At 43.0% G+C, this 22,277-nt stretch carries 21 protein-coding genes and 3 pseudogenes; 17 read left to right on the forward strand and 7 right to left on the reverse strand.

Features of this window, described 5'->3' with window-relative positions:
- Positions 1-213 precede the first annotated feature (213 nt).
- Positions 214-909 (forward strand): DNA repair protein RecO, encoded by a 696-nt coding sequence (gene recO, locus FBF61_RS17870; RefSeq protein ID WP_138479715.1) that lies wholly within the window; start codon positions 214-216, stop codon positions 907-909.
- Between the two features lie 106 nt (positions 910-1,015).
- Positions 1,016-1,717 carry a hypothetical protein gene (locus FBF61_RS17875; RefSeq protein ID WP_138479717.1) on the forward strand — a complete coding sequence of 234 codons (702 nt, stop codon included), beginning with the start codon at positions 1,016-1,018 and terminating at the stop codon, positions 1,715-1,717.
- A gap of 14 nt (positions 1,718-1,731) precedes the next feature.
- On the opposite strand, the gene FBF61_RS17880 is transcribed toward FBF61_RS17875, so the two are convergent.
- The 3 genes from FBF61_RS17880 to recJ form a co-directional block, all read right to left on the reverse strand.
- Entirely contained in the window at positions 1,732-2,169 is a 438-nt protein-coding gene (locus FBF61_RS17880; protein ID WP_138479719.1) for a DUF3299 domain-containing protein, read from the reverse strand.
- Between the two features lie 443 nt (positions 2,170-2,612).
- The gene (gene lptB / locus FBF61_RS17885) at positions 2,613-3,344 is read right to left on the reverse strand and encodes an LPS export ABC transporter ATP-binding protein (protein ID WP_138479721.1); all 732 of its coding nucleotides are present in this window, start codon (positions 3,342-3,344) and stop codon (positions 2,613-2,615) included.
- 32 nt (positions 3,345-3,376) lie between these two features.
- The gene (gene recJ, locus FBF61_RS17890) at positions 3,377-5,089 is read right to left on the reverse strand and encodes a single-stranded-DNA-specific exonuclease RecJ (RefSeq protein WP_138479723.1); all 1,713 of its coding nucleotides are present in this window, start codon (positions 5,087-5,089) and stop codon (positions 3,377-3,379) included.
- A 121-nt stretch (positions 5,090-5,210) separates the two neighbouring features.
- Here recJ and ruvX point away from each other — a divergent pair, with 121 nt between their 5' ends.
- From ruvX to FBF61_RS17905, 3 genes are all read left to right on the forward strand, one after another.
- Positions 5,211-5,624 carry a Holliday junction resolvase RuvX gene (ruvX, locus tag FBF61_RS17895; RefSeq protein ID WP_138479725.1) on the forward strand — a complete coding sequence of 138 codons (414 nt, stop codon included), beginning with the start codon at positions 5,211-5,213 and terminating at the stop codon, positions 5,622-5,624.
- A gap of 66 nt (positions 5,625-5,690) precedes the next feature.
- Positions 5,691-6,275 (forward strand): peptide deformylase, encoded by a 585-nt coding sequence (gene def, locus FBF61_RS17900; protein ID WP_138479727.1) that lies wholly within the window; start codon positions 5,691-5,693, stop codon positions 6,273-6,275.
- Positions 6,276-6,305: 30 nt separating this feature from the next.
- A complete protein-coding gene (locus tag FBF61_RS17905) occupies positions 6,306-7,103 on the forward strand; it encodes an amidohydrolase (RefSeq protein ID WP_138479729.1) in 798 nt (265 codons plus the stop codon).
- 24 nt (positions 7,104-7,127) lie between these two features.
- Here FBF61_RS17905 and gatC read toward each other — a convergent pair whose 3' ends face one another.
- The gene (gene gatC, locus FBF61_RS17910; protein ID WP_138479731.1) at positions 7,128-7,415 is read right to left on the reverse strand and encodes an Asp-tRNA(Asn)/Glu-tRNA(Gln) amidotransferase subunit GatC; all 288 of its coding nucleotides are present in this window, start codon (positions 7,413-7,415) and stop codon (positions 7,128-7,130) included.
- Between the two features lie 620 nt (positions 7,416-8,035).
- Between gatC and FBF61_RS17915 the strand changes: the two genes are divergently transcribed.
- The 6 genes from FBF61_RS17915 to FBF61_RS17945 all read left to right on the forward strand — a co-directional run bounded on the left by FBF61_RS17915 (position 8,036) and on the right by FBF61_RS17945 (position 14,039).
- Complete coding sequence (locus tag FBF61_RS17915; RefSeq protein WP_138479733.1) at positions 8,036-8,875, forward strand: MotA/TolQ/ExbB proton channel family protein; 840 nt, start codon at positions 8,036-8,038, stop codon at positions 8,873-8,875.
- A 69-nt stretch (positions 8,876-8,944) separates the two neighbouring features.
- Positions 8,945-9,559, forward strand: a complete 615-nt coding sequence (locus FBF61_RS17920; RefSeq protein ID WP_138479735.1) for an ExbD/TolR family protein — start codon at positions 8,945-8,947, stop codon at positions 9,557-9,559.
- Positions 9,560-9,598: 39 nt separating this feature from the next.
- Positions 9,599-10,183, forward strand: a complete 585-nt coding sequence (locus tag FBF61_RS17925; protein WP_138479737.1) for an ExbD/TolR family protein — start codon at positions 9,599-9,601, stop codon at positions 10,181-10,183.
- A gap of 27 nt (positions 10,184-10,210) precedes the next feature.
- Entirely contained in the window at positions 10,211-11,035 is an 825-nt protein-coding gene (locus FBF61_RS17930) for an energy transducer TonB (RefSeq protein WP_138479740.1), read from the forward strand.
- Between the two features lie 222 nt (positions 11,036-11,257).
- Positions 11,258-12,208, forward strand: coding sequence for a substrate-binding domain-containing protein (locus tag FBF61_RS17940; RefSeq protein WP_138479744.1), 951 nt, complete (start codon positions 11,258-11,260; stop codon positions 12,206-12,208).
- A gap of 97 nt (positions 12,209-12,305) precedes the next feature.
- The gene (locus tag FBF61_RS17945) at positions 12,306-14,039 is read left to right on the forward strand and encodes a tetratricopeptide repeat protein (protein ID WP_229215110.1); all 1,734 of its coding nucleotides are present in this window, start codon (positions 12,306-12,308) and stop codon (positions 14,037-14,039) included.
- 79 nt (positions 14,040-14,118) lie between these two features.
- On the opposite strand, the gene FBF61_RS35115 is transcribed toward FBF61_RS17945, so the two are convergent.
- A complete protein-coding gene (locus FBF61_RS35115; RefSeq protein ID WP_138479748.1) occupies positions 14,119-14,328 on the reverse strand; it encodes a hypothetical protein in 210 nt (69 codons plus the stop codon).
- Between the two features lie 52 nt (positions 14,329-14,380).
- Here FBF61_RS35115 and FBF61_RS17955 point away from each other — a divergent pair, with 52 nt between their 5' ends.
- Both FBF61_RS17955 and aroC read left to right on the forward strand, forming a co-directional pair.
- On the forward strand, positions 14,381-15,838 hold the full coding sequence (locus FBF61_RS17955) for a BatD family protein (RefSeq protein WP_138479750.1): 1,458 nt from the start codon (positions 14,381-14,383) through the stop codon (positions 15,836-15,838).
- Positions 15,839-15,845: 7 nt separating this feature from the next.
- A complete protein-coding gene (gene aroC, locus FBF61_RS17960) occupies positions 15,846-16,925 on the forward strand; it encodes a chorismate synthase (RefSeq protein ID WP_138479752.1) in 1,080 nt (359 codons plus the stop codon).
- A gap of 278 nt (positions 16,926-17,203) precedes the next feature.
- On the opposite strand, the gene FBF61_RS17970 is transcribed toward aroC, so the two are convergent.
- Together FBF61_RS17970 and FBF61_RS17975 are read right to left on the reverse strand one after the other, a co-directional pair.
- Positions 17,204-18,550, reverse strand: coding sequence for a Gfo/Idh/MocA family protein (locus FBF61_RS17970; RefSeq protein WP_138479756.1), 1,347 nt, complete (start codon positions 18,548-18,550; stop codon positions 17,204-17,206).
- A gap of 33 nt (positions 18,551-18,583) precedes the next feature.
- The gene (locus FBF61_RS17975) at positions 18,584-19,570 is read right to left on the reverse strand and encodes a formylglycine-generating enzyme family protein (protein WP_138479758.1); all 987 of its coding nucleotides are present in this window, start codon (positions 19,568-19,570) and stop codon (positions 18,584-18,586) included.
- A gap of 139 nt (positions 19,571-19,709) precedes the next feature.
- Here FBF61_RS17975 and FBF61_RS35765 point away from each other — a divergent pair.
- From FBF61_RS35765 to FBF61_RS17985, 4 genes and pseudogenes are all read left to right on the forward strand, one after another.
- Positions 19,710-20,537: pseudogene (locus FBF61_RS35765) on the forward strand (ABC-F family ATP-binding cassette domain-containing protein); the annotation flags it as partial.
- 180 nt (positions 20,538-20,717) lie between these two features.
- Positions 20,718-21,035, forward strand: a pseudogene (locus FBF61_RS35770) (ATP-binding cassette domain-containing protein); the annotation flags it as partial.
- 375 nt (positions 21,036-21,410) lie between these two features.
- Positions 21,411-21,605: pseudogene (locus FBF61_RS35775) on the forward strand (ABC transporter C-terminal domain-containing protein); the annotation flags it as partial.
- Between the two features lie 40 nt (positions 21,606-21,645).
- Positions 21,646-22,275 carry a DedA family protein gene (locus FBF61_RS17985; RefSeq protein WP_138479762.1) on the forward strand — a complete coding sequence of 210 codons (630 nt, stop codon included), beginning with the start codon at positions 21,646-21,648 and terminating at the stop codon, positions 22,273-22,275.
- Positions 22,276-22,277: the final 2 nt, after the last annotated feature.

Consider the following 22,277-nt stretch of genomic DNA (forward strand, 5'->3'; position numbering starts at 1 on the left):
ATACAAAGGTACAAATCCTTTGGCTTAAAAAACTTCTAATTTTGCTGATTTTTAAGGTTGGTAATTCACAGTTGCATAAGTAACCTGGGATATGTATCCGGACAGTTGTATGTGATTGACTTAATAAAATAAGCTCAGGATTTTTATAACTTCATATCATGGCAGATTGTAGCAGATGATGGTTATTTTTGACAATTAGCCAAAAAAACAAAAATGTTACATAAAACCCGTGGTGTCGCATTAAGTTACATTCGTTACCGCGAGTCTTCGATTATAGCGAAGATTTATACGGAAGTATTTGGCATACAAACATATATAGTCAACGGAGTAAGAAGCAGCAAATCGAAGACCAATAGAATAGCCCTTTTTCAGCCGCTGACTTTGCTTGATATGGTCGTGTACCATAAAAACAAGGATGACACGGTTCACCGGATCTCTGAAATCAAATGTTACGCGCCGTTTCAGACTTTGCCTTATGATGTGATGAAGTCGAGCCTGGCACTTTTTGTTACCGAGATCCTGGGTAAGACTTTACGTGAGGAAGAAAGTAATCAACCATTGTTTCAATTTATTGAGGATTCAGTGTTGTTTCTTGATGAGGCTGGCAAGTCGTTTGAAAATTTTCATATTCAGTTTCTGATGCAGCTTGCTGCCTATCTTGGATTTGGGATAGAAACCATTCAGGATCTGGAAAACGAATTGAAACAAAACCGCTATCCATTGGTCTCCGATCCCATTGAAATGAATGCTGCCGATCGCCTATTGATGTATGAGTATGGGGTTGAAGTTGCTCTGGACAGGAACCGCCGGATTCAGATCCTGGAAAAGTTACTCGTCTTTTACAAAATACACATAGATTCTCTTGGGGAAATCAAATCGCTGGAAGTACTTAGGGAAGTATTGAGATAGCAGTTTGAGAACTGGGGAATTATTCAAAAGGGCATAATTTATAAATGAATGAGTTTTTTATTTGGCATAATTTTGATGCCGCTAATTTTGACCAAACCAGAATGCTATGAAATATCTATCGGCTGTAATTTTTCTAATTGTACAGGCTACTGTTTTTGCACAAGTGCCCAAAGGTGCGTGGAAATCGCAGGAGCCAACGGGAAGCACCTCTACATTGATCGTTGCAGATAATTACCTTTCCATTGCGTCATATAGTGTTGGAAACAAATATTTCGAAAGGGCAGAAGGCGGGCCGTTCACGATGAGCGGGGATCAGATGACCTATACGCCGGAATTTAATTCTGCTGATACGGCCAAGATCGGGCTCCCGATTGTTTTCACAGTTACCGTTAAAGATGACATCCTGACGCTCAGATATGAAGAAGCAATGGTATGGATGCGGATTGATAAAGGGGATTCGCCAATGGCGGGAGCCTGGCATATAACAGAGCGCGCGTCCGGAGGGGAGGGCGATCTGGTCAAAATTCATCAGGAAGGGACAAGAAAAACACTTAAGCTCTTGTCCGGAACGAGGTTTCAATGGTTTGCGATAGATCCGGCGGTGAAAGGTTTTTATGCAACTGGCGGAGGCACTTATACAGCTCAGAACGGCAAATATTCTGAGAATATTCAGTTTTTTTCAAAAGATAACAACCGGGTGGGGTCGATATTGAAATTTGATCATAAACTGGAAAACGGCCGATGGGACCACAGTGGAAAAAGCAGCGATGGAAAGCCTATTCACGAAATCTGGGAGAAAATAAGATAAGCAGTATCACCGGATCATTCCACTACTTCGGCATTTTTCAGTATATAGTTGAGATGCTCGATATCGTTGTTGTTGAGCTGCAACATTCCGCGGACATTCTTTACCTCGTCCGTTTTGAATTTTCTTCTACGGTTTTTAAACTGCAATTCTATAATCGACTCGGGTCCGGCACCGCCGCAGAAGAAACATGCGGCCATCGGCTGGGAAGATAAGACATAGATATTTTCTGTTTCATCCACAGGTATCATATAGCCTTTGATCTGTACCTCTTTATTTTGAAGGTTCCTCACGGTTTGTCCAAATGTCGGGTACAGGAAATACATACTTACTTCCTTGTTTAATTTTTTGGTGAATCTTACGTCAGATAGTTTTTTCCAATCGATATGAGTAACTGCCGGACCAGCAGAGATGAACCCTGTCACCAGCAGGAAGAGGAGAACGGCTATTTTCATTCTGATTCAAGAACGATTTTATGCAACATCGTTGCAAATATGAGTCAAATTAGCAACTTATGCAATCAGCATACTACTTATTTTTTTGCTCTATTTAGATTTGTTCAAAATAATTGATAAAAAACTTTTGAATGATTCTAAATAGGTGCTACTTTTGCGGAGGCTATAAACAGAACGGATGAGTGCTTTTGGATTGAATGAACATGAAACAGTTTTGGACCAGAATGGTTTCTGGTTAAAATCGCTCAGTGATAACTCGGAGTGCATTTTTAAGAAATGCTGTGAAAAATATAAAAAGAAGGGTAAGCATTGTAAGAAATGCCCTAAAAAATAAAAGAGAGCAATTGCTGCTCTCTCAGGTCAATAATTACAGTTCATGGTGAATAATTGTAAGAGGGGGAGTGCCGCTGAGCGTTCCCTTTTCTATTCTGGAGCGCAAATATCTAAACTTTTCTTTTAAGCTCGAAATTCTGTCCGAGATAAACCCTTCTTACAACTTCGTCTTCTGCCAATTCTTCGGCGGTACCCTGTTTCAGAATTTTCCCTTCAAATAACAGATATGCCCTGTCGGTAATCGACAATGTTTCGTTTACATTATGGTCAGTGATCAGTATCCCGATATTTTTATGTTTTAGCTTGGCGACGATACTCTGGATATCCTCCACTGCAATCGGGTCTACGCCGGCGAAAGGCTCATCCAGTAGAATAAACTTAGGATCCACGGCCAGTGACCGCGCAATCTCGGTCCTGCGGCGCTCACCTCCCGACAAAACCATTCCTTTGCTTTTTCTGACGTGGGATAAGTGAAATTCTTCCAGCAGCTCTTCAACCTTTAGCTTTTGGTCGTACCTGGATAGGTCGGTCATTTCCAGTACCGCCAGTATGTTTTCTTCAACCGTTAAAGACCGGAAAACGGAGGCCTCCTGCGCAAGATAACCAAGTCCGAGCCTTGCACGCTTGTACATCGGAAGGCTGGTAATGTCCCGGTCGTCCAGATAAACTTTTCCGCTGTTGGGTTTTACCAAACCGACAGCCATATAAAAGGACGTGGTTTTTCCGGCTCCGTTCGGACCCAGCAAACCTACAATTTCGCCCTGCTCAACCTGATAGCTCACGTTGTTGTTGACAAGGCGGGCACCGTATTTTTTTACCAGGTTTTCTGTTCTAAGTATCATTTTTCAATTGAGTAATCAATCTCCGGATCAAATCAGTGAAGCTTTATATCCTTTAAAGAAAGCTGTAACGTTTTTTTGTCACGAAAGTTATTTTCTTCCAGTGTATAGCATATTGAAAACGGACGTCCGTTGACCAAATCCGGATAAAATTGCGCCATTCCGAAACCGACTGCCGTGTAAGTCGGCGATCCATTTTGCCTCACATCAAATTTGATATGCTTTTCCTTCATGATAACCGGCTTTCCTGCAATAGACAGGTTCCGGCTTTCAAATACAGGGGTCATGTTTCCCGGACCGAAAGGCCCCATCTGACGAAGTATATTGTAAAACTTCGGAGAAAGCGAGTCCAGGTCCAGCAACATGTCAATGTTGATCATCGGTATGAGCTGATCAGGCAATATCCTGCTGCTAACGATTTCGTTGAAGCGGATTTTAAATGCTTCGAGGTTGTCCAGGGGTAAAGTCAGTCCGGCTGCAAAAGTATGGCCTCCGTATTGCTCAAGAAGGTCTGCACATTCTTCAATAGCTTCATACACATCGAAGCCCGGCACAGACCGCGCAGAACCGGTGGCTTTGCCATGAGATAACGTCAGAATAATAGTCGGACGGTGGTATTTTTCGATGCAGCGGCTTGCCACAATCCCGATCACTCCTTTGTGCCAGTCTTCCTTATATAATAAGGTACTTTTTGCATTGGCAAACCAATCGTCGTTCTCGATCATGAAAAGAGCCTGCTCGGTAATGCTCGAATCGAAGTTCCTGCGCTCGCTGTTATGTTTGTTGATTTCCTGAGCAAATTCGGCAGCTTCTTCTTCTACCTCAGAAAGCAATAGTTTTACCGCCTCTTTTGCGTGTTTGATCCGGCCTGCTGCATTGATCCTTGGTCCCAGTCCAAAAACTACATTCGTAATATCCAGCGTGCCCGTGATTCCTGCGATTTCGATCAATGCCTTAATTCCCGATCTCGGGGAGGCATTTAATCTCTTCAAACCGTAGAAAGCCAGTATCCTGTTTTCACCGGTGATCGGAACGATATCCGAAGCTATGCTGACAACCAGTAAATCAAGGTAATCAAAGAGTGCTTCCTGGTCTATTTGCCGATCGATGCAAAACGCCTGCAATAGTTTGAACCCTACGCCACAGCCGGTAAGCTCCTTATAAGGATATTCACAATCGATGCGTTTCGGGTCAAGCACTGCTGCTGCCGGAGGAAGCTCGTCACCGGGCCGGTGGTGATCACATATTATAAAATCGATTCCCCTTTCAGCTGCGGCCATTACCTTGTCCACAGATTTGATGCCACAATCGAGTGTTACGATCAAGGTAAAACCGTTTTCCGCAGCCCAGTCAATACTTTGCCACGATACCCCGTACCCCTCGACATACCGGTCAGGTATATAGTAATCGAGCCGGTCATAGATTTTTCTTAAAAAACCATAGAACAACGTTACCGAAGTAGTTCCGTCGACATCATAATCACCGTAAATCAGAATTTTCTCGCCGTTAGCAATAGCCTTGTTGATTCTTTCGACAGCGGGCTTCATGTCCTTCATTAAAAAAGGATCATGCAATTGTGAGAATTCGGGACGGAAAAATTGGCGTGATTGTTCGAAATCGGAAATTCCACGCTGCACCAAAAGGGTTGCCAAGTATTCGGTAACTTTCAAACTTTCGGCAAGTTCCTGAGCAGCTTGTTGTTGATCGGAGGTAAATTCAGGGTGGTGTATCCAGCGCTTTTCAATCATGGGGCAAAGATAATCTTATATCTGTCATGCGTGTATCAAAATCTATTATCGCATTGTGCAATCGGGAAAAGCTACATGAAAGGTCTTATCTTTGCAAATTATTAACATAATTTATGAACAGATGTCACGTATTTTGGCTATCGACTATGGGGCAAAACGTTGCGGGATAGCTGTTACAGACCCATTGCAGATCATAGCCACTGCGTTGGAAACCGTCCGTACGCACGACTTGATGGAATTTTTAAAGAAATATTGCCTGAGTGAAGACGTACAGACCTTTGTAATAGGAATGCCAAAGCGGCTTGACAACACCGAAAGCGATAATGCCGCCCGTGTGGTATCATTTATTAAAACCCTGAAAAAAGGATTTCCGGGTATCCCTGTTCATGAGCACGATGAGCGTTTTACTTCTCAGATGGCATTGCAGTCGATGATCGCAGCAGGCTCCAAAAAAAGCGACAGAAGGGACAAAGGTAATATTGACAAAATAAGTGCTACGATTATCCTGCAATCATATATGGAGGGCATGCGATAACCTGGGGCGTAAGATGCAGAAACAAAATACTGTTTTAAAAACCAATTATAACAAGTTACAAGTAAAATGATTTATCCTATAGTAGCATACGGTGACCCCATACTCAGAAAGCCGACACGATTCATAGAAAAAGACGAGGTTGACCTTAAAAAGCTTTCGGAGGATATGTTCGCTACCATGCATTCTGCAAACGGGGTTGGACTGGCTGCTCCCCAAATTGGTCTGAATATTCGTGTTTTTGTGGTGGACGGAACACCTTTCAGCGAAAAAGACGATGATGAGGATGATGAGCCGGATTTGTCCCTGGTCGATTTTAAAAAGACATTTATTAATCCTGAGATACTTGAAGAAAATGGGGAGGAGTGGGCATTTGAAGAAGGGTGCCTGAGCATACCAGGAATTCGCGGCGATGTTTACAGGCCTGAAAGACTGAAGATCCGTTACCGCGATACCGACTGGAATGAATACGAAGAGGAATATTCGGGTATGGCTGCCAGAATTATTCAGCATGAGTATGATCATTTACTCGGGAAGCTGTTTGTAGATTATTTGCCGACCCTGAAAAAGCAGTTTATCAAAAAGAAACTGACCGATATTTCCAAAGGGAACGTCGATGCAGACTATAAAATGCGTTTCCCAGGCAGAAAGTAAGAAAAGCGCAGGTTAAAAATTTTGAATAGTATGTTTGAAGGACAATTTCACGAGGAGCTTTCTGTAGCTTTAATTCAAACAGACCTTTATTGGGAGGACGTAACTGCGAACCTGTCTGCACTGGAAGAAAAAATTGCCGCTCTTCCCGGGCCAGCCGATATCATTGTACTTCCTGAAATGTTTACATCAGGATTTACAATGAATACGCAGGTGGCTGAGCCGATGAATTTCACCACTACAAAATGGTTGAAGCAGATTGCAGCCAGTAGCAATGCTTTGATTGTTGGCAGCTTCGCCGTAAAAGAAAATGGGAAATTCTACAACAGGTTGCTCTGCGTAAAACCCGACGGTATTTATCAGCAAAATGACAAGCGCCACCTTTTCAGGATGGGGGAGGAGCATGCAACCTACACACCCGGGGAATCGAAGCTGATCATAGAATGGAAGGGATGGAAAATCTGTCCGCTGGTTTGCTATGATCTGCGATTTCCTGTGTGGAGCAGGAATTCGGCGTCTGAACCTTACGATATCCTTATATATGTAGCAAACTGGCCATCCCGCCGCGCACATGCCTGGAATACCCTTTTAAAAGCACGGGCTATTGAAAACCAAAGTTACGTGATAGGCGTAAACCGAATCGGTACGGACGGAAATGGAATCCGATACCAGGGAGATTCGGCTGCGGTTGATTATTTGGGGGAACCTATATGTATGCTGGCAGATCATGAGACTGAAAAGATCACTCACCTTTCCAAGCCGGACCTGGTATCCTACCGGCAATCCTTCCCAGCATTCCTCGACGCGGATGTATTTGAGATCAAATGTTGAGACATAGGGCAAAGTGTCCTATCCTTACTCAATGACCTTAGGTACCATTATATAGGTATCATTTTTCGCTGGCGCATTGGCAAGCGCTTCTTCGCGGGTCAGGCTGTTTACGCCCACATCTTCTCTCCAGTTATTCACTTCATCCATAATATGCGTCAGCGGCTCGACGCCTTCGGTGTTGATTTCATTCAATTGGTCCATCCATGTGAGTACAGAATCCATGCTCGCAAGCAATGCATCCTCTTCATCAGGTTTTATCTCCAGGCGGGCAAGGTTGGCAATTTTTTTAAGAGATTCCTGATCGATTTTCATGTGTTAAGAATTTATTAAGTTAATCTTCCTTACTAAATTGAAAACCAAAATTACCGGATTTTTGCAATTCTAATCCGGAATTTGGGCACAAAGTCAAATAAGTGCGATTGCGGGAGCGGTTTGTGGTGGTAAATTCTAGGCTGATGGAGACGGGATTCCGATGAAGTTGTTAGAAATCCTTATCTAAATCTTAAAATTCTTATCCGGCTTAATAGTAGGAGAAAAATAATATTTGCTTTTCTATGCTAAAATTGGAATATTTTGGAATACAATGCTGGGAATAAAAAACATGATGGTAGATTTTGTCAAAAAGAGTACAATTATGTATAAGTTCGCCACAGGCTGATATATGGCTAGTAATCAGTATTAAATTAAGAATTGTTTTTAAAATAGTAGGGAGTTGATTCTTAAAATTATGCAATTTGTATTTTTCTTTTAAAGAAATGGGACAAAAAAACTGCGGAAAAGCTTGCTTTTTTTTAAAAGGAAAACTCATACTTTTGTAGAAGTCGACAATCCAAGATTGCCACCAAAATTTTATTTTACCAAATCCAGTTTAAACCAAAAGTTTTATTTAATTCACAACCAAAATCTCAATTTAACCTTTAAAAGTAAGTCTGATGGAAAAGAAAGCTACAAGTCCGGCACCAGCTCCAAAGCCTGCTGCGGCAGCAACAAAAGGCAAAGGCGGTTTGAACCCGGCATTGGTAATCCCTCTACTATTTGCGATTGCATTAGCTGTTTACATTTTCGTTCTGGGAGCTCCGGAACACTTTAAAGACGGCGATCACGCAAAAGGCCCGATCGATGGTGATTACTACGGAATCGTTTACAAAGGAGGTCCTATCGTACCAATTTTGATGACTTGTTTCCTGATCGTGTTGACATTTACAATCGAGCGTCTGATCACTTTAAACAAAGCGTCAGGTTCAGGTAGCATCGATTCATTCGTTCGTAAGTTGAGAAATCTTCTCGACAAGAATCAAATCGAAGAAGCTATCAAAGAATGTGACAGACAAAAAGGATCTGTGGGAAATGTTGTGAAGGCAGGTCTTTTGAAATATAAGCAGTTAACAACTGAAACTGCACTTGACAAAGAGCAAAAATTGGCGGCTCTTCAGAAAGAAATCGAAGAAGCTACTACTTTGGAACTTCCAATGCTTCAGAAAAACCTTACAATTATCGCAACACTTGCGGGTGCATCTACACTTCTTGCACTTCTTGGAACGGTAATTGGTATGATCAAGGCGTTCGCGGCTTTGGGTACATCAGGTTCTCCTGACTCTGCTGCTCTTGCAACTGGTATCTCTGAGGCCCTTATCAATACGGCACTTGGTATCGGTACTTCTGCAATCGCAACAATTTCATACGCTTATCTTAACAGCCGTGTTGACGATCTTACTTACAGCATTGACGAAATTGGCATGAGCCTTCAGTCAAACTTTGCTGCACATTATTAATAGTTTCACGTTTCGTGAACTATTTAATATGCAAGTTTCGTTAATATACAAAAAACTTATATATTTGTTATGGGAAAGGTAAGACCTAAGAAGCACGCGCCGCATACGGATATGACAGCGATGACCGACGTAGCGTTCTTACTATTGACGTTCTTTATCATGACGGCTACTTTCAAGTCGAATGAAGCGGAGATTACAACTCCGTCTTCTATTTCGCAGATCAAAGTTCCGGATGATCACATTATGGTCATTAGTATTGACAAAGCGGGCAAGGTATTCTTTGGAGTGGATGCAAAACCTGTAAGGGCTGCCATGTTGGATAACATCGGACAAGCGAAAGGGATTACGTTCACTGACACCGAGAAGGCGAAATTTTCGTTGCAGACAAGCTTTGGATTCCCGTTGAACCAATTGAAACCTTGGTTGAACATGTCCAAAGAACAGATGCCGCAGGTTAAGCAGCCAGGTATTCCTGTTGATTCAACAGGTGCCAGTGAATTGGCTGACTGGGTTTATGCAGCACGTAAAGCTGATAACCAGTTGAGAATCGCTTTAAAGGGCGATAACCTTTCTAAGTTCCCGGTGTTCAAAGATGTTCTGGCTAATCTGCAGTCGCAAAACATTAACAAGTTCAACCTAATCACAGGTAGTGAACAAGCGCCTGCTGGCTACACAAACGAGTAGTTTTTTAACAAAAAGGATCATTTTTAATAAGAAGAAAAAATGGCAGCAATTGAAGAATCCGGTGGTGGTGGGCATGGCAAAGGCGACGGTAAGGTTCGGGCCAAGAAAATGTCCACCCGTGTGGACATGACTCCGATGGTGGACCTTGGATTTTTGCTCATTACTTTTTTCATGCTCGCGACTACTATGTCTAAGCCAACATCCATGACGTTGGCAGTGCCTGATAAAACGGATGACCAAGACCAGGAAAAAACCGAACCGTTGAAGGCATCGAAAGTGCTTACTCTGTTTATGGGAGCCAACGATGATGTGTATTATCTCGATGGAGTAGCTGCAGATGACGATAAGGCGGAGGCGTCTTTGAAAACAACACGTTACGGTTTCGATTTGAGAAGTGTAATTTTTGCTTCTGCGAAACGTATTAACGCAGCAAATCCAAAGGATGAAAAAGGTAATGACCCTTTTGTGGTGGTAATCAAGCCGACAGCAGTTTCTACATATAAAAATATGGTAGACGTACTGGATGAGATGGCTATTACAAAATCTAAAAGGTACGCGCTTGTGGAGACTCTGACTGATTCAGAAAAGAAGCTCCTTGGCGATAAAATAGTGCCTAAAAATTAATTTTAACAACAACTAATTCAAAGCGCCATGGCAGAAATAGGCCCGAATGCGACACTTGATGATATAGTGTTCGCTAATCGTAATAAGGCGTACGGAGCATTTTCACTTCGTCAGGGATATCGTGCTGATGTGACGAAGGCCACGTTGATCGGAGCTGCTCTTTTTGTTCTTGCAATGTTTACACCGTCAATTATTAATAAATTGACAGCTGGTCAGGAAGAAGAAGAAGTAATGGTCGAAGTGGATTTGATGAAAATACCACCGCCGCCAATTGACCCGGCAGAACCACCACCACCGCCACCACCACCAGTGGAACAACCAAAGGTGAATACAGTGAAGTTCTTGCCGCCTGAGGTTAAAAAGGATGAAGAGGTACCAGAAGAAGTACCACCTCCAACAGTGGAAGAAATCAAAGAAGCCGTTGTTGCTGATAAAACAGTAGAAGGAGATCCTAATGCAAATGAGATTATTGTCGCTCCTGAGGCAGTAGCCGCTCCAAGTAAAGGTACTGTTGTTGAAGCAGCTCCCGAGCCGGAGAAAGTCTTTACTGTTGTTGAGCAGCAACCTGAATTTCCAGGAGGAACGGCGGAAATGTATAAGTACCTGGGTAAGAATATCAAGTATCCGAGTGCAGCATCCCGTGCTAACGTTTCGGGAAGGGTTTTCATGTCCTTCGTTGTTAACACGGATGGAAGTATACAGGATGTGGCTGTTTTGAAAGGATTGGGTTTTGGTTGCGATGAAGAGGCCATCAGGGTTGTGAAAGCAATGCCAAAGTGGAAACCTGGAAAGCAGTCGGGACGTGCAGTTCGTGTAAAATACAACCTGCCCATTAATTTCCAATTGGAGTAAGCTCATGAGGGAAAAACCATTGCATGAGAAGATCGGTGATCTAACCTCTGTGTTAATGGCTCTGACATACATAGGAGGAGGGGTCTTTTTGATCCTCTCCTCCTTGTCTTTTAAATTATTCCCTGTTGGCAGTATGCCCAGGTACGCATTTGCTGGCACGCTTATTTTATACGGGGCCTATAGAGGTTACAGGGTTTGGAGAAGAAGAAATCAGGAGGAGTCATGAAATTTTCGTTGGTAAGCTTTTTGTTTTTTATATATTTATTGGGCTTTTTCGGCTGCACGAGCACTTCTGGTAATCTTGATAACCCGAGACAAGGCACTATTACTGTGGCTTCGGACGAATCTTTTAAACCGTTGGTAAATGCTTTGACCAATGCCTACGAGGGGATTTATCCTAATGCACATTTCAAGATAGACTATAAGCCGGAGCAAGAGGCTATCAGACAGTTGTTGCAGGACAGTGCCAGGATCATTTTTTCAACCCGGCAACTCAATGAAAAAGAACTTGAGATAATCAGGAAACAAAAAGGAACCCAGAAATTTCAACACATTGCTACCGACGGGCTGGCACTTGTGATAAGTAGAACCAATTCGGACAGTCTGATCACAATACCTGAGTTAAAGTTGATTCTTGAGGGAAAAGTTACAGATTGGTCACAGCTGACGGGAGGAAATCAAAAAGGTTTGATCACCCTCGTTTTTGATCAGGCCAATGCGAGCAACTTGAATTATGTTCTCAATAAGTTCCAGATCAAAGACATCCAGAAGTTACGTATTATCTCAGCCGGATCGAACGAAAATGTGATAAAGGACGTCAGAGATAACCCACTGCACCTGGGTTTTATAGGTGTTAGCTGGATTAGCGATGGGCATTCCCTGGCATCCGAAGAACTATCTAAGGGAATCCATGTACTGGGTGTTGCTCAAAAAGCAGATCCTGCTGCGTTGTCCGAGTATATTCAGCCCTTTCAAGGAGGGCTTGAATTTAAAAGATATCCTTTGTTTAGAGACTTATATATCATTAGTCGTGAAGGTTATTCCGGATTAGGCGGGGGATTAATGACCTACATCGCGCGGGATGTCGGTGGATTGATAATTCAAAAGATGGGATTGCTGCCAACGGTACCCTATCCCAGAGAATTGGAGATTACTACGGGGCAAAATTTTTAGTGGACTTAAACAATTTATTAGATTTGGAGCTTGTTATTGAAAAGCCAAATTTTTTATCATTACATTAACCGGGTAAAAAATGAACAGAAACATGAGAATGAAAGTAGTAGCACTTGTATTTGGTTTATTGGCGTTTGTAAACTTACACGCACAAACGACTCAGGATGGCTTAGCATTAATACACGGAGAGCGTTACACTGAGGCGGGGGATTTATTCAAAAAGCTCGCTGAAGGTAGTCCATCTGCTGACAACCAGTATTATCTTGGTTACTATTATATTAAGACTAACCAACTTGATGAAGCCCAGAAAGCATTCGAAAAAGGGTTGCAAATTGATGATAAATCATATTTGAATCAGGTCGGTGTAGGTACCGTTGCGTTGGCGAAGGGTGAGCGAGCTAAGGCTAAGGAGCTTTTTGACGAGGCCGAAAAGAAAAAGAAAAAGGATGCTGAGGTTTTGTTCAGAATCGGCGAAGCTTACACTTTGTTTGAAAAACAAAACGACCCTGCTGAGGCAATCAGGCTTTTGGACGAGGCGATTAAAAGAGACAAAAATCTTGCCGATGCTTATCTTGCAAAGGGAGATGCGCTCATGCTTCGTAACGAAGGTGGTGCAGCTGTAACTGCTTACGAATATGCATTAACTGCTAAACCAAACTATCCGGCAGCTCATAATGCAATAGGGCAAATTTACCTGAGGGGGAAAAATTATAATCTTGCGCTGGAAAACTATAAAAAAGCTATTGATGCTGACGCAAACTTCGCACCTGCGTACAAAGATTTGGCAGAGTTATATTTCTGGGCACAGAAATTCAAGCAGGCGGCGGAGAATTTTGACCTTTATATCCAAAAAAGCGGTACTACTGATCCAGAAATGAAGTTACGTGCGGCTCAGTTTGCTTTTACTGCAGACGACTATGCTAAATCTCTGCAACTACTTGAAGAGATCAAAGGCAAAATAAACAATCCCATTACGTTGCGTATGTACGGTTGGTCATATTTTAAAACCAATGAGGCAGACAAAGCGATCCAAAGCCTGACTGAGTTTATAAAAGTAGCTCCGGAGAAGATTATTGGTGATGACTACAAATATCTGGGACGTGCATATAATCAAAAAGTAACAGATGGAAAGGGCTATGATTCGACCGGTGTAAGCTACATTTTGAAGGGTGCTGATATGGATACCAGCAAAACAGAAGCTGCAGAAACCTACAAAGAAGTTGCAGCCCTGTATTACGCAGCGAAGGATTTTCCCAATGCTGCCAAAACTTATGAAAAAGGCATTCAATTGGATACTGCCAAGGCCAGCGCCAACGATTATTATTACACAGGTTTGGCTAATTTCCAATCGGCTCAAACTTATATAATTCCTACAGCTGCTGATTCCAATTTTGCTGACAGTGCTAAAATTGCGACTATAAAAAAGGGCTTGTATCTGAAAGCTGATTCTATTTTTGCAATTGTTACTCAAAAGCTTCCTGACTGGCCCTATGGATATTATTGGAGAGCGAGTACGCTGTACAATGCATACGACAGACAGGAAAATGTGGACAAAGGTATCTCAGCCCCGTATTATCTGAAATTGACAGAACTCGCGGAAAAAGATCCTGACCCGAGCAAATATAAATCCTATCTGAAATTGGCATATAGCTATTTGGCGTTCCATGCTCAGACAACTTTGAATGACCAGGCGAAGGCGAAAGAGTATTGGGAGAAGCTGTTAAAAGTTGATCCGGATAATGCATCTGCGAAAGAAGCATTGGGTCTAGCGGTAGCTCCTACTGAGCCCGCTGCCGGAAAAACAGCAACTACTGCCCCTAAGAAAAAATAGATTACACGCATAAGCTAAAATTAAAGCCGTCAGGGAATTTCCCGGACGGCTTTAATTTTATCACAATTATGAAACTTGATTATTGTTCTACGGAAGAAATACGTGCGAAACAGTTATTCAATACAGGAAGATGTACTGTGCTGTAATGATCATAACACCATTGCCTTAAACGTTTTACCTCGGCGGGCATCAACATACGAATTGCTTTTTTTAATTCCTTTTCAAATAATCTGCGGTCGAAGCTAACTTTTTGCAGAATAATTTTAATGTATTCAAGCATCGAGGCCATAGTATTATGTAGTTTTGTGGTTTAGGAACATGAATAAATGTATAGTGGGAATATGAGAAGAGCTCCTCGCTCAGGGCAATTCCAAATAAAGTTAACGAAATATTTGTTTAAAATATATGCGTTAACGAATATTATTTTGTGTTTTTTTGGTACGTGTCATGCTCAGGGAGTTGACGAAAACATTAGTATCGAATTCGGATCAAAAACACTTTCTCTGGACCAGCCTTTCGTTATATCTGTTGTTCTTAGTAACGCTGAATCCAGACCTTCCATTATCTTTCCCGAAATAAATGGACTAGAAAAGCGAAGTAAATCGGCTACAAGTACGATTAGCACTGTGGACGGTAAGAAAATTGTTCTCCAAACAATTAGCCAGGAGTATTTTGCTTCAAAGGCTGGCAACTATTTGATCCCGGAATTTGTGATCACTGTGTATGGTGTTCGTTTAAAATCAGAAGAAACCATGGTAGTCTTTTCACAAGGTAACCTAGACGGAGCTGATGCTGCTACCATTGAAAATGAAGGGCTGGAGGCGGATATAGAGGATATTAATGAAGGGATTTTTCTATCCGTTCAGACCGATAAAAAGAGTGTCTACATACGACAGGGGTTTGCATTAAGGATTTCTCTTTATATCTCAGAAGATGCGCCTGTAGAGATGGAATTCTACCAGTTCAACAGACAACTTCAATCAATCCTGAAAAAAGTCAGGCCGGTTAACTGCTGGGAAGAAAATGTCGGTTTGGAAGAAATCGTAAGGCGGAAAGTCAAAATCCGTGGTAACGCCTACACGGAATACAATATGTACCAGTCCAGATTGTTTCCTATCACTTCCGACAATATCGTTTTACCGTCCATATCTTTGGATATGTTGGTTGTGGATAACAGCAATGCAGTCAATGTTGAGAGGAAGGTTGTCAAGACTTTTAAGTCCAAAGCCTCGACGGTATTGGTCAAACAACTGCCGAACCATCCGCTTCGTGATCAGGTGGCCGTAGGTTTGTACAGTCTGAAAGAAAAGCTATCTAGCGAGCTGGTGTATCCCGGCGAAAGTGTACGCTATATGTTCAAGGTTGAGGGAACGGGAAACATCGCTGCTATTTCACCGCCAGTGATTCAAGCCAATTCGTCGTTCGATATCTATCCGCCAGAAGTGAGCCAGGTTATTAAAAGAAGTTATCAGAATGTGATCGGGGAGAAAACTTTTGATTACTTTGTTGTTCCAAGAAAGGATGGTGACTTTTCTCTTGCCAGGTATTTTCAGTGGATTTACTTCAACTCGGAGACTGAAAAATATGATACACTGAGATCATCCAGGAAACTGCAGGTGAAGGGAGAAGACTACAAACTGGCCAATTTTTCGCTCAGCGGATCATCAGGACTTTATGATAATCTGGAAAACCTGGACAGCAGCAAGGAGACTATTGATTTTAAACAAATTTTAAAAGACGCAACCAATGCAATAGTGATTGTATTGTTATTGGTGATGATCTGGGTATTCAGAAAGTAGGAATTTAATGGGAAGCACATTCGGAAAGATATTTAAAATCGCCACGTTCGGAGAGTCGCACGGCGTGGGTATAGGAGTGATCATAGAAGGCTGCCCGGGCGGCGTTGACTTTGATCCGAATTTCATACAGCATGAATTGACGAGAAGAAAACCCGGGCAGTCACGGATTACGACCCAAAGAAAAGAAGCAGACGAGTTCGAGGTCCTTTCTGGTGTATTTGAAGGCAAAACTACCGGGACGCCGATTGCTCTGATTATAAGAAATGAAGATCAGCGGAGCAAGGATTATTCCCACATAGCAGTTCAGTTCCGGCCTTCGCATGCTGATTATACCTATCAGGTGAAGTACGGTGTCCGTGATTACAGGGGAGGTGGAAGAAGCTCTGCCCGTGAAACTGCCGCCCGGGTTGCCGCTGGTGCGGTGGCCAAGCTTTTACTTGCTAAGCTTGGAGTAAATGTTCAGGCTTATGTTTCGCAGGTTGGCACTTTGAAAGTTGATAAACAATATACTGAGCTGGATTTGTCCATAACGGAGACTAACGCAGTACGCTGCCCGGATCCTGATATTGCTGAGCAGATGTTTGATTATATTGATGGCATCAGGAAACAAGGGGACTCTGTTGGCGGAGTTGTAAACTGCGTGATCACTGGTGCCCCTGCGGGATGGGGTGAGCCGGTTTTTGACAAGCTGCACGCGGATCTTGGAAAAGCGATGTTAAGTATAAATGCTGTGAAAGGATTCGAGTATGGAAGCGGCTTTGAAGGGGTTACGATGCTCGGTTCTCAACATAATGACGCTTTTTATATAGACGAAAAGGAAGAAGTGCATACAAGGACCAATCATTCAGGAGGTATACAAGGGGGCATTTCGAATGGTGAGGATATCTATTTTAAAGTGGCTTTTAAGCCTGTGGCAACGATCATGCAGGATCAGGAGAGTGTTGACCAGCATGGCGATGTTGCAATCGTTCAGGGGAAAGGAAGGCATGATCCGTGTGTAGTGCCGAGGGCGGTGCCCATAGTGGAAGCAATGGCTGCTCTCGTGCTTGCAGACTTTTACCTGCGTAATAAGTCGAGTAAGATTTAACTCAGAGCAAAATTTGGAACTATCGCTTTTTTCGTCGCTGGTTGAGGCAAAGCACAAGCCATATCGTTCCTAAAAACTCGATGGCAAGTCCAAATAAAATGACGGGGTGGCTCAACTGAACTTGTGAGGATTGTAAAAATGATCCTGCTGCCAGTACGATCATACCGGCCAGGAGGATTAATGCAGCGTTTGTAAAACTAAGTTTCACCTAAGTGTATCGTTCGTTAGCAAATCAAACAAAAAATGGCTCCCGAGAGCCATTTTTTGTTCTTATATACTTAAATAACCTGAGTTTTACCCGGAACTGCAACTGGATATAATCCGTCCGGACCTGGTAATATTTTCGGAGATGCGTCCCACGCAAGCTTGTCGGGGAAAAGATTAATGTCTGAATTGAATGCTTCGTCCCATTTGATCATCTTTCCGGAATATGTTGCCATGCGGCCCATAATCGCTGTCATAGTACTTTTTGCACCATTCTCAGCGTCGGCAAATTTATATTCCCCTTTTGCAACTGCCGCAAAAAGCTCATCATGCTCAACCTGATATGGGTTGCGATCCCCTTTGTCGTCGTGTTGGTAAATAACGCCGCCTTTATAATCTTTGAGAATTGTTTTCTTACCGTCAAAGCTGTCGATACGGCCTTTTGTTCCTACAAATGCCTCATCTACTTTATTCCAGGTACCTTCAAACTGGCGACACTGGCTGGAAATAACGGTTCCGTCAGCATATACCAGGTCAAGTGTGTGGTGGTCGAAGATCTCGCCGTATGCCTTTCCGGTGCGCACTTCGCGTCCGCCTGTACCCTGGATCTGAACGGGGTATCCTTTTTTTACCCAGTTTGCAACATCGATATTGTGTACGTGCTGTTCTGAGATATGATCACCGCAAAGCCAGTTGAAATAGTACCAGTTTCTCATTTGGTACTCCATTTCAGTTTGGTTCGGCTGGCGTTCTTTCATCCACGGGCTGCTTCCGACCCAATAAACCTGCCCGCCGACAATATCACCGATTGCACCATCGTGAATGCGTTTGATGGCAGCAAGATAATTTGCCTGATAGTGACGCTGAAGGCCAACTACAACATTCAGTTTCTTTTTCTTAGCCTCTTCTGCAATTTCGAGGACCTTACGGATACCAGGCGCATCGGTAGCAACCGGTTTTTCCATAAAAATATGCTTGTTGTTTTTCACAGCCTCCTCGAAGTGGGCTGGGCGGAAGCCAGGAGGTGTAGCAAGGATTACTACGTCTACATCCTTAAGTGCAATTGCTTTTTTGAAAGCATCAAAACCAACAAATTTCCGATCTTCAGGAACATCCACTTTGGTTTTTGTGTCGACATTTACCCCTGCGGCATTTTTATATTTCTTTGCGGTCAGGTTTTTGTATGATTCGTCCAGACGGTCCTTGAAGGCATCCGCCATTGCAACGATCTGAACATTCTGAGTCGTGCTCAAAGCCTGCGCTGCTGCTCCTGTTCCACGTCCTCCACATCCGATCAGAGCAACTTTGATCGTTTCACCTACAGCACTATTATAACCATATCCTGTAATCGGCTTCAGGATAGCACCGCCTGCCGCAAGCAGACCGGTTGCTTTCAAAAAGTTACGTCTGTTTTGTTCCATTATTTTAAAAAAATTAAGAGTTTGAATATGAGATCAATAATCTTCAATCAATTTAGGACTGTAATAGGCTTTGATTTCCTCAGCCGAAGGAGTTTTGAGAGGCCGCACCACACGAAAGCCCACAAAAGAGGCACTTGTCATCCACCATTCACTTTTAGGAAGCTGCGGATCCAGGATTTTCCACTCGGCTTTTGAAGCCACACGTGCTGCGCTACGCAAATCAGCAGGCTCATCATCCCACGATCCGCCACGAACCGAGGTTGGATAAAGTTCAGTTACAGGAGCATAAGCTTCACCGGCAGGTTGTTTGGCATAATAATCGGGGATATATTGGTCTAGTGTCCATTCCATCACATTACCGTGCATATCGTGCAATCCGAATGCATTTGGTTTTTTCAGACCTATTTTTTTGTAAGCGGCATCACTGTTTTTGCGGTACCATGCATACTCATCAATCTTCGCATCGTCATTTCCAAAGGAATAGGCAGTTTTTGATCCCGCACGGCATGCATATTCCCATTCAGCTTCTGTTGGCAACCGGTAAAAAATGCCTGTTTTTTCATAAAGCCATTTACAGAAATGAATCGCTGCATACTGGGTCATATTGATGGCTGGATATCCGGCCCGGCCCATACCGAAAGACATATCCACATATGGAGGACTTGGTCTTGTGCTGGCATCCGTTTTTTGAACACTTTTATCCGGGTCAGGGTAGCGGGCGGCCATTTCCTTCTCCATATTTTTGAAGGCATAAAGATCATAAATATCCCAGACCACTTCGTGTTTGCCCATCCAGAAAGGCTCGATTTTTACTTTATGCTGAGGGCCTTCGTCAGCTCTGCGTCCTTTTTCAGAGGCAGGGCTTCCCATCACAAATTCACCGCCAGGAACAGCCACCATATCATATACCTGTGTGCTGCCGCCTATCTTTTGCGTATAACTTTTAAAATTACTGTCCTGCGCAATAGCATTAAAACCAAAGAAAACTGTTGAGATTAGGTAAAGAAATTTTTTGGACATGATAAAATAACGTGTTCTATGAAAACATCTAACTAAATATAAAGAGCAATATTATGCTATTTACCTAACGAAAACGAATTTTTTCTTTCTTGTTTAATATCTCTCCTACCTTTGTAGCCAGTGAATTTCAAATTTTATTATGAATTACCTTTCAGCAGAAAATATAGCAAAGTCATTTGGCGATCAATGGCTTTTTAGAAGTATCAGTTTTGGAATTAGCAGGGGAGATAAAGTAGCCTTGATCGGGACGAACGGAACAGGGAAAACGACTTTTCTGAACATCTTGACCGGCAAACTTCCTGCGGACGAAGGAGAAGTTAGTATCAGAAAGGATATTCGTGTCGGATATCTGGACCAAAGTCCGGCGTTCGATGAAAATTTGCCGGTTATGGAAGTGATTTTTTCTTCCAATAATCCGATCGCCCAGGTTGTGAAAAGATATGAACATGCCATAGAAACCGATAACCACGATGAACTGTCGGCAGTTATGGAGGATATGGACAAATTCAATGCGTGGGATTTTGAATACAGGACGAAGGAAATCCTGGGCCGGCTTGGGATACATAATACGGAAAATAAATACGGTACGTTGTCGGGCGGGCAGCGCAAAAGGGTGGCCCTGGCAAAAGTGTTGCTGGAAGATCCTGACCTGCTCATTCTGGATGAGCCTACCAACCATCTTGACCTTGATACAGTTGAGTGGCTCGAAAACTATCTGAATACTTCCAATACGACAATCCTGGTGGTAACCCACGATCGTTACTTTCTGGATACCGTTTGTAACCAGGTACTCGAACTGGACCGGGGCTCGGCATATACTTATAAAGGTAATTACTCTTATTTTCTGGAGAAAAAAGCCGAACGCGAAGAGGTAGAGGCGGCCGGCATCGATAAGGCCAGAAATCTCATGCGTAAGGAGCTTGATTGGATCAGAAGGCAGCCTAAGGCAAGGGGAACAAAAGCCAAGTACCGGGTAGATGCCTTTGAAGAACTGAAAGAAAAAGCCAGCCAGAAGAAACCCGATATGCAGCTCGAACTGAATGTTCGTACGTCCAGGCTTGGCAGCAAGATTATTGAACTGGACAATGTAAGTAAGGGTTTTGATAACCGCGAATTGATCAAAAACTTTGAATATACCTTCCGTCGTGGCGACCGGATCGGGATTGTGGGGCAGAATGGTATGGGTAAGTCTACGCTGTTGAACATGATTACCGGCGAACTTCTTCCGGATAAGGGACAGATCGTAAAAGGCGAGACCGTACAATTTGGCTATTACAGACAATCTGATCTTGTATTCAATGAAAACCAGCGTGTAATCGACATTGTGAAGGATGTAGCGGAGGTGGTGCAGCTCGGTACCGGGGAAACTGTTACGGTGGGCCATTTGTTGCAGGCGTTTTTGTTTTCTCCTTCCAAGCAGTATGATTTTATTTCAAAACTCAGCGGAGGGGAAAAAAGAAGGTTACAGCTGCTTCTGATATTGATCAAACAGCCTAACTTCCTGATTCTCGATGAGCCAACCAACGATCTTGACATTGCCAGTTTGAATGTGCTGGAAGAGTTTCTGCTTAATTTTCCGGGCTGTCTGGTGATCGTATCCCATGACAGGTACTTCCTGGACAGACTGGTACAGCATATATTTGTTTTTGAAGGAGAAGGCCGGATTAGCGATTTTCCGGGTAATTACACCGAACTTCGCGACTATCAGGATGAGCAGGAAGCTGAAAAAAAGATTACCGGATCTACGGCCGGCAGTAAAATTCCCGTAGTGCAGGCCGCTGAGCCTGTCAAGGAAACCGTTGTTGCATCTCCGCTTGCTCCTAAAAGAAAGCTCAGTTACAAGGAACAAAAAGAAATGGAGCAGCTTGAATCGGAAATTGCTATGATGGAAAAACAAAAAACCGAGCTCGTGGAGAAACTTAATAACGGGGGCTCGCATAGCGACCTTTCGAAGTGGGCAAAGCAAATAGATGAGTTAACGGAGAGCCAGGCAGATAAAGAGATGCGGTGGCTCGAACTTTCGGAAAATGCTTAAATTGGGCAGAATACCTTTTTGTAAATGAGGAGTAAAATTCATGGATTCAATTGTCGATTTTTTTCAATATATTCTTAATTCGGAGGAGATAATCCGCACCGGTGGTTTATTGGTTATTACATTTATCGTCTTTGCGGAAAACGGACTCTTTTTTGCCTTTTTTTTGCCAGGCGACTACCTCGTTTTCTTAGCCGGGGTTTTCTGCGGAACGGGCATTTTAAAAGTTCCTATTATGGTTTTGCTGTTGTCTATGTTCGCTGCTGCTGTGCTCGGCTCTTTAGTAGGGTATATTTTCGGGAAATATTTCGGTGGTATTTTCGAAAACCGGCCGGATTCGTTTTTCTTCAAAAAGAAACATATCGAAACGACGCGGAAATATTTCGAGAAATATGGGAGCAGAACTCTGATTATCAGCAGGTTTTTGCCTGTGGTCCGGACTTTTGCACCTATTCTGGCAGGGTTGGTAAAAATGACACTGCCTGCTTTTCTTTTTAATAATATATTGGGCGGTGCAATTTGGATCGGAACTTTAACCGGCGGCGGCTACCTGTTTGGCGAACGCTTTCCGGGGATCGTCGATTACGTTCAATATATCATTTTATTCTTCCTGGCCATCACAACTTTTACGGTGATCAAAGGTTACATCAATGCCAGAAAAGAGATGGGCTGAGC

The organism is Dyadobacter bucti (assembly GCF_005869225.1).
GTDB classification, from domain to species: Bacteria; Bacteroidota; Bacteroidia; order Cytophagales; family Spirosomataceae; genus Dyadobacter; species Dyadobacter bucti.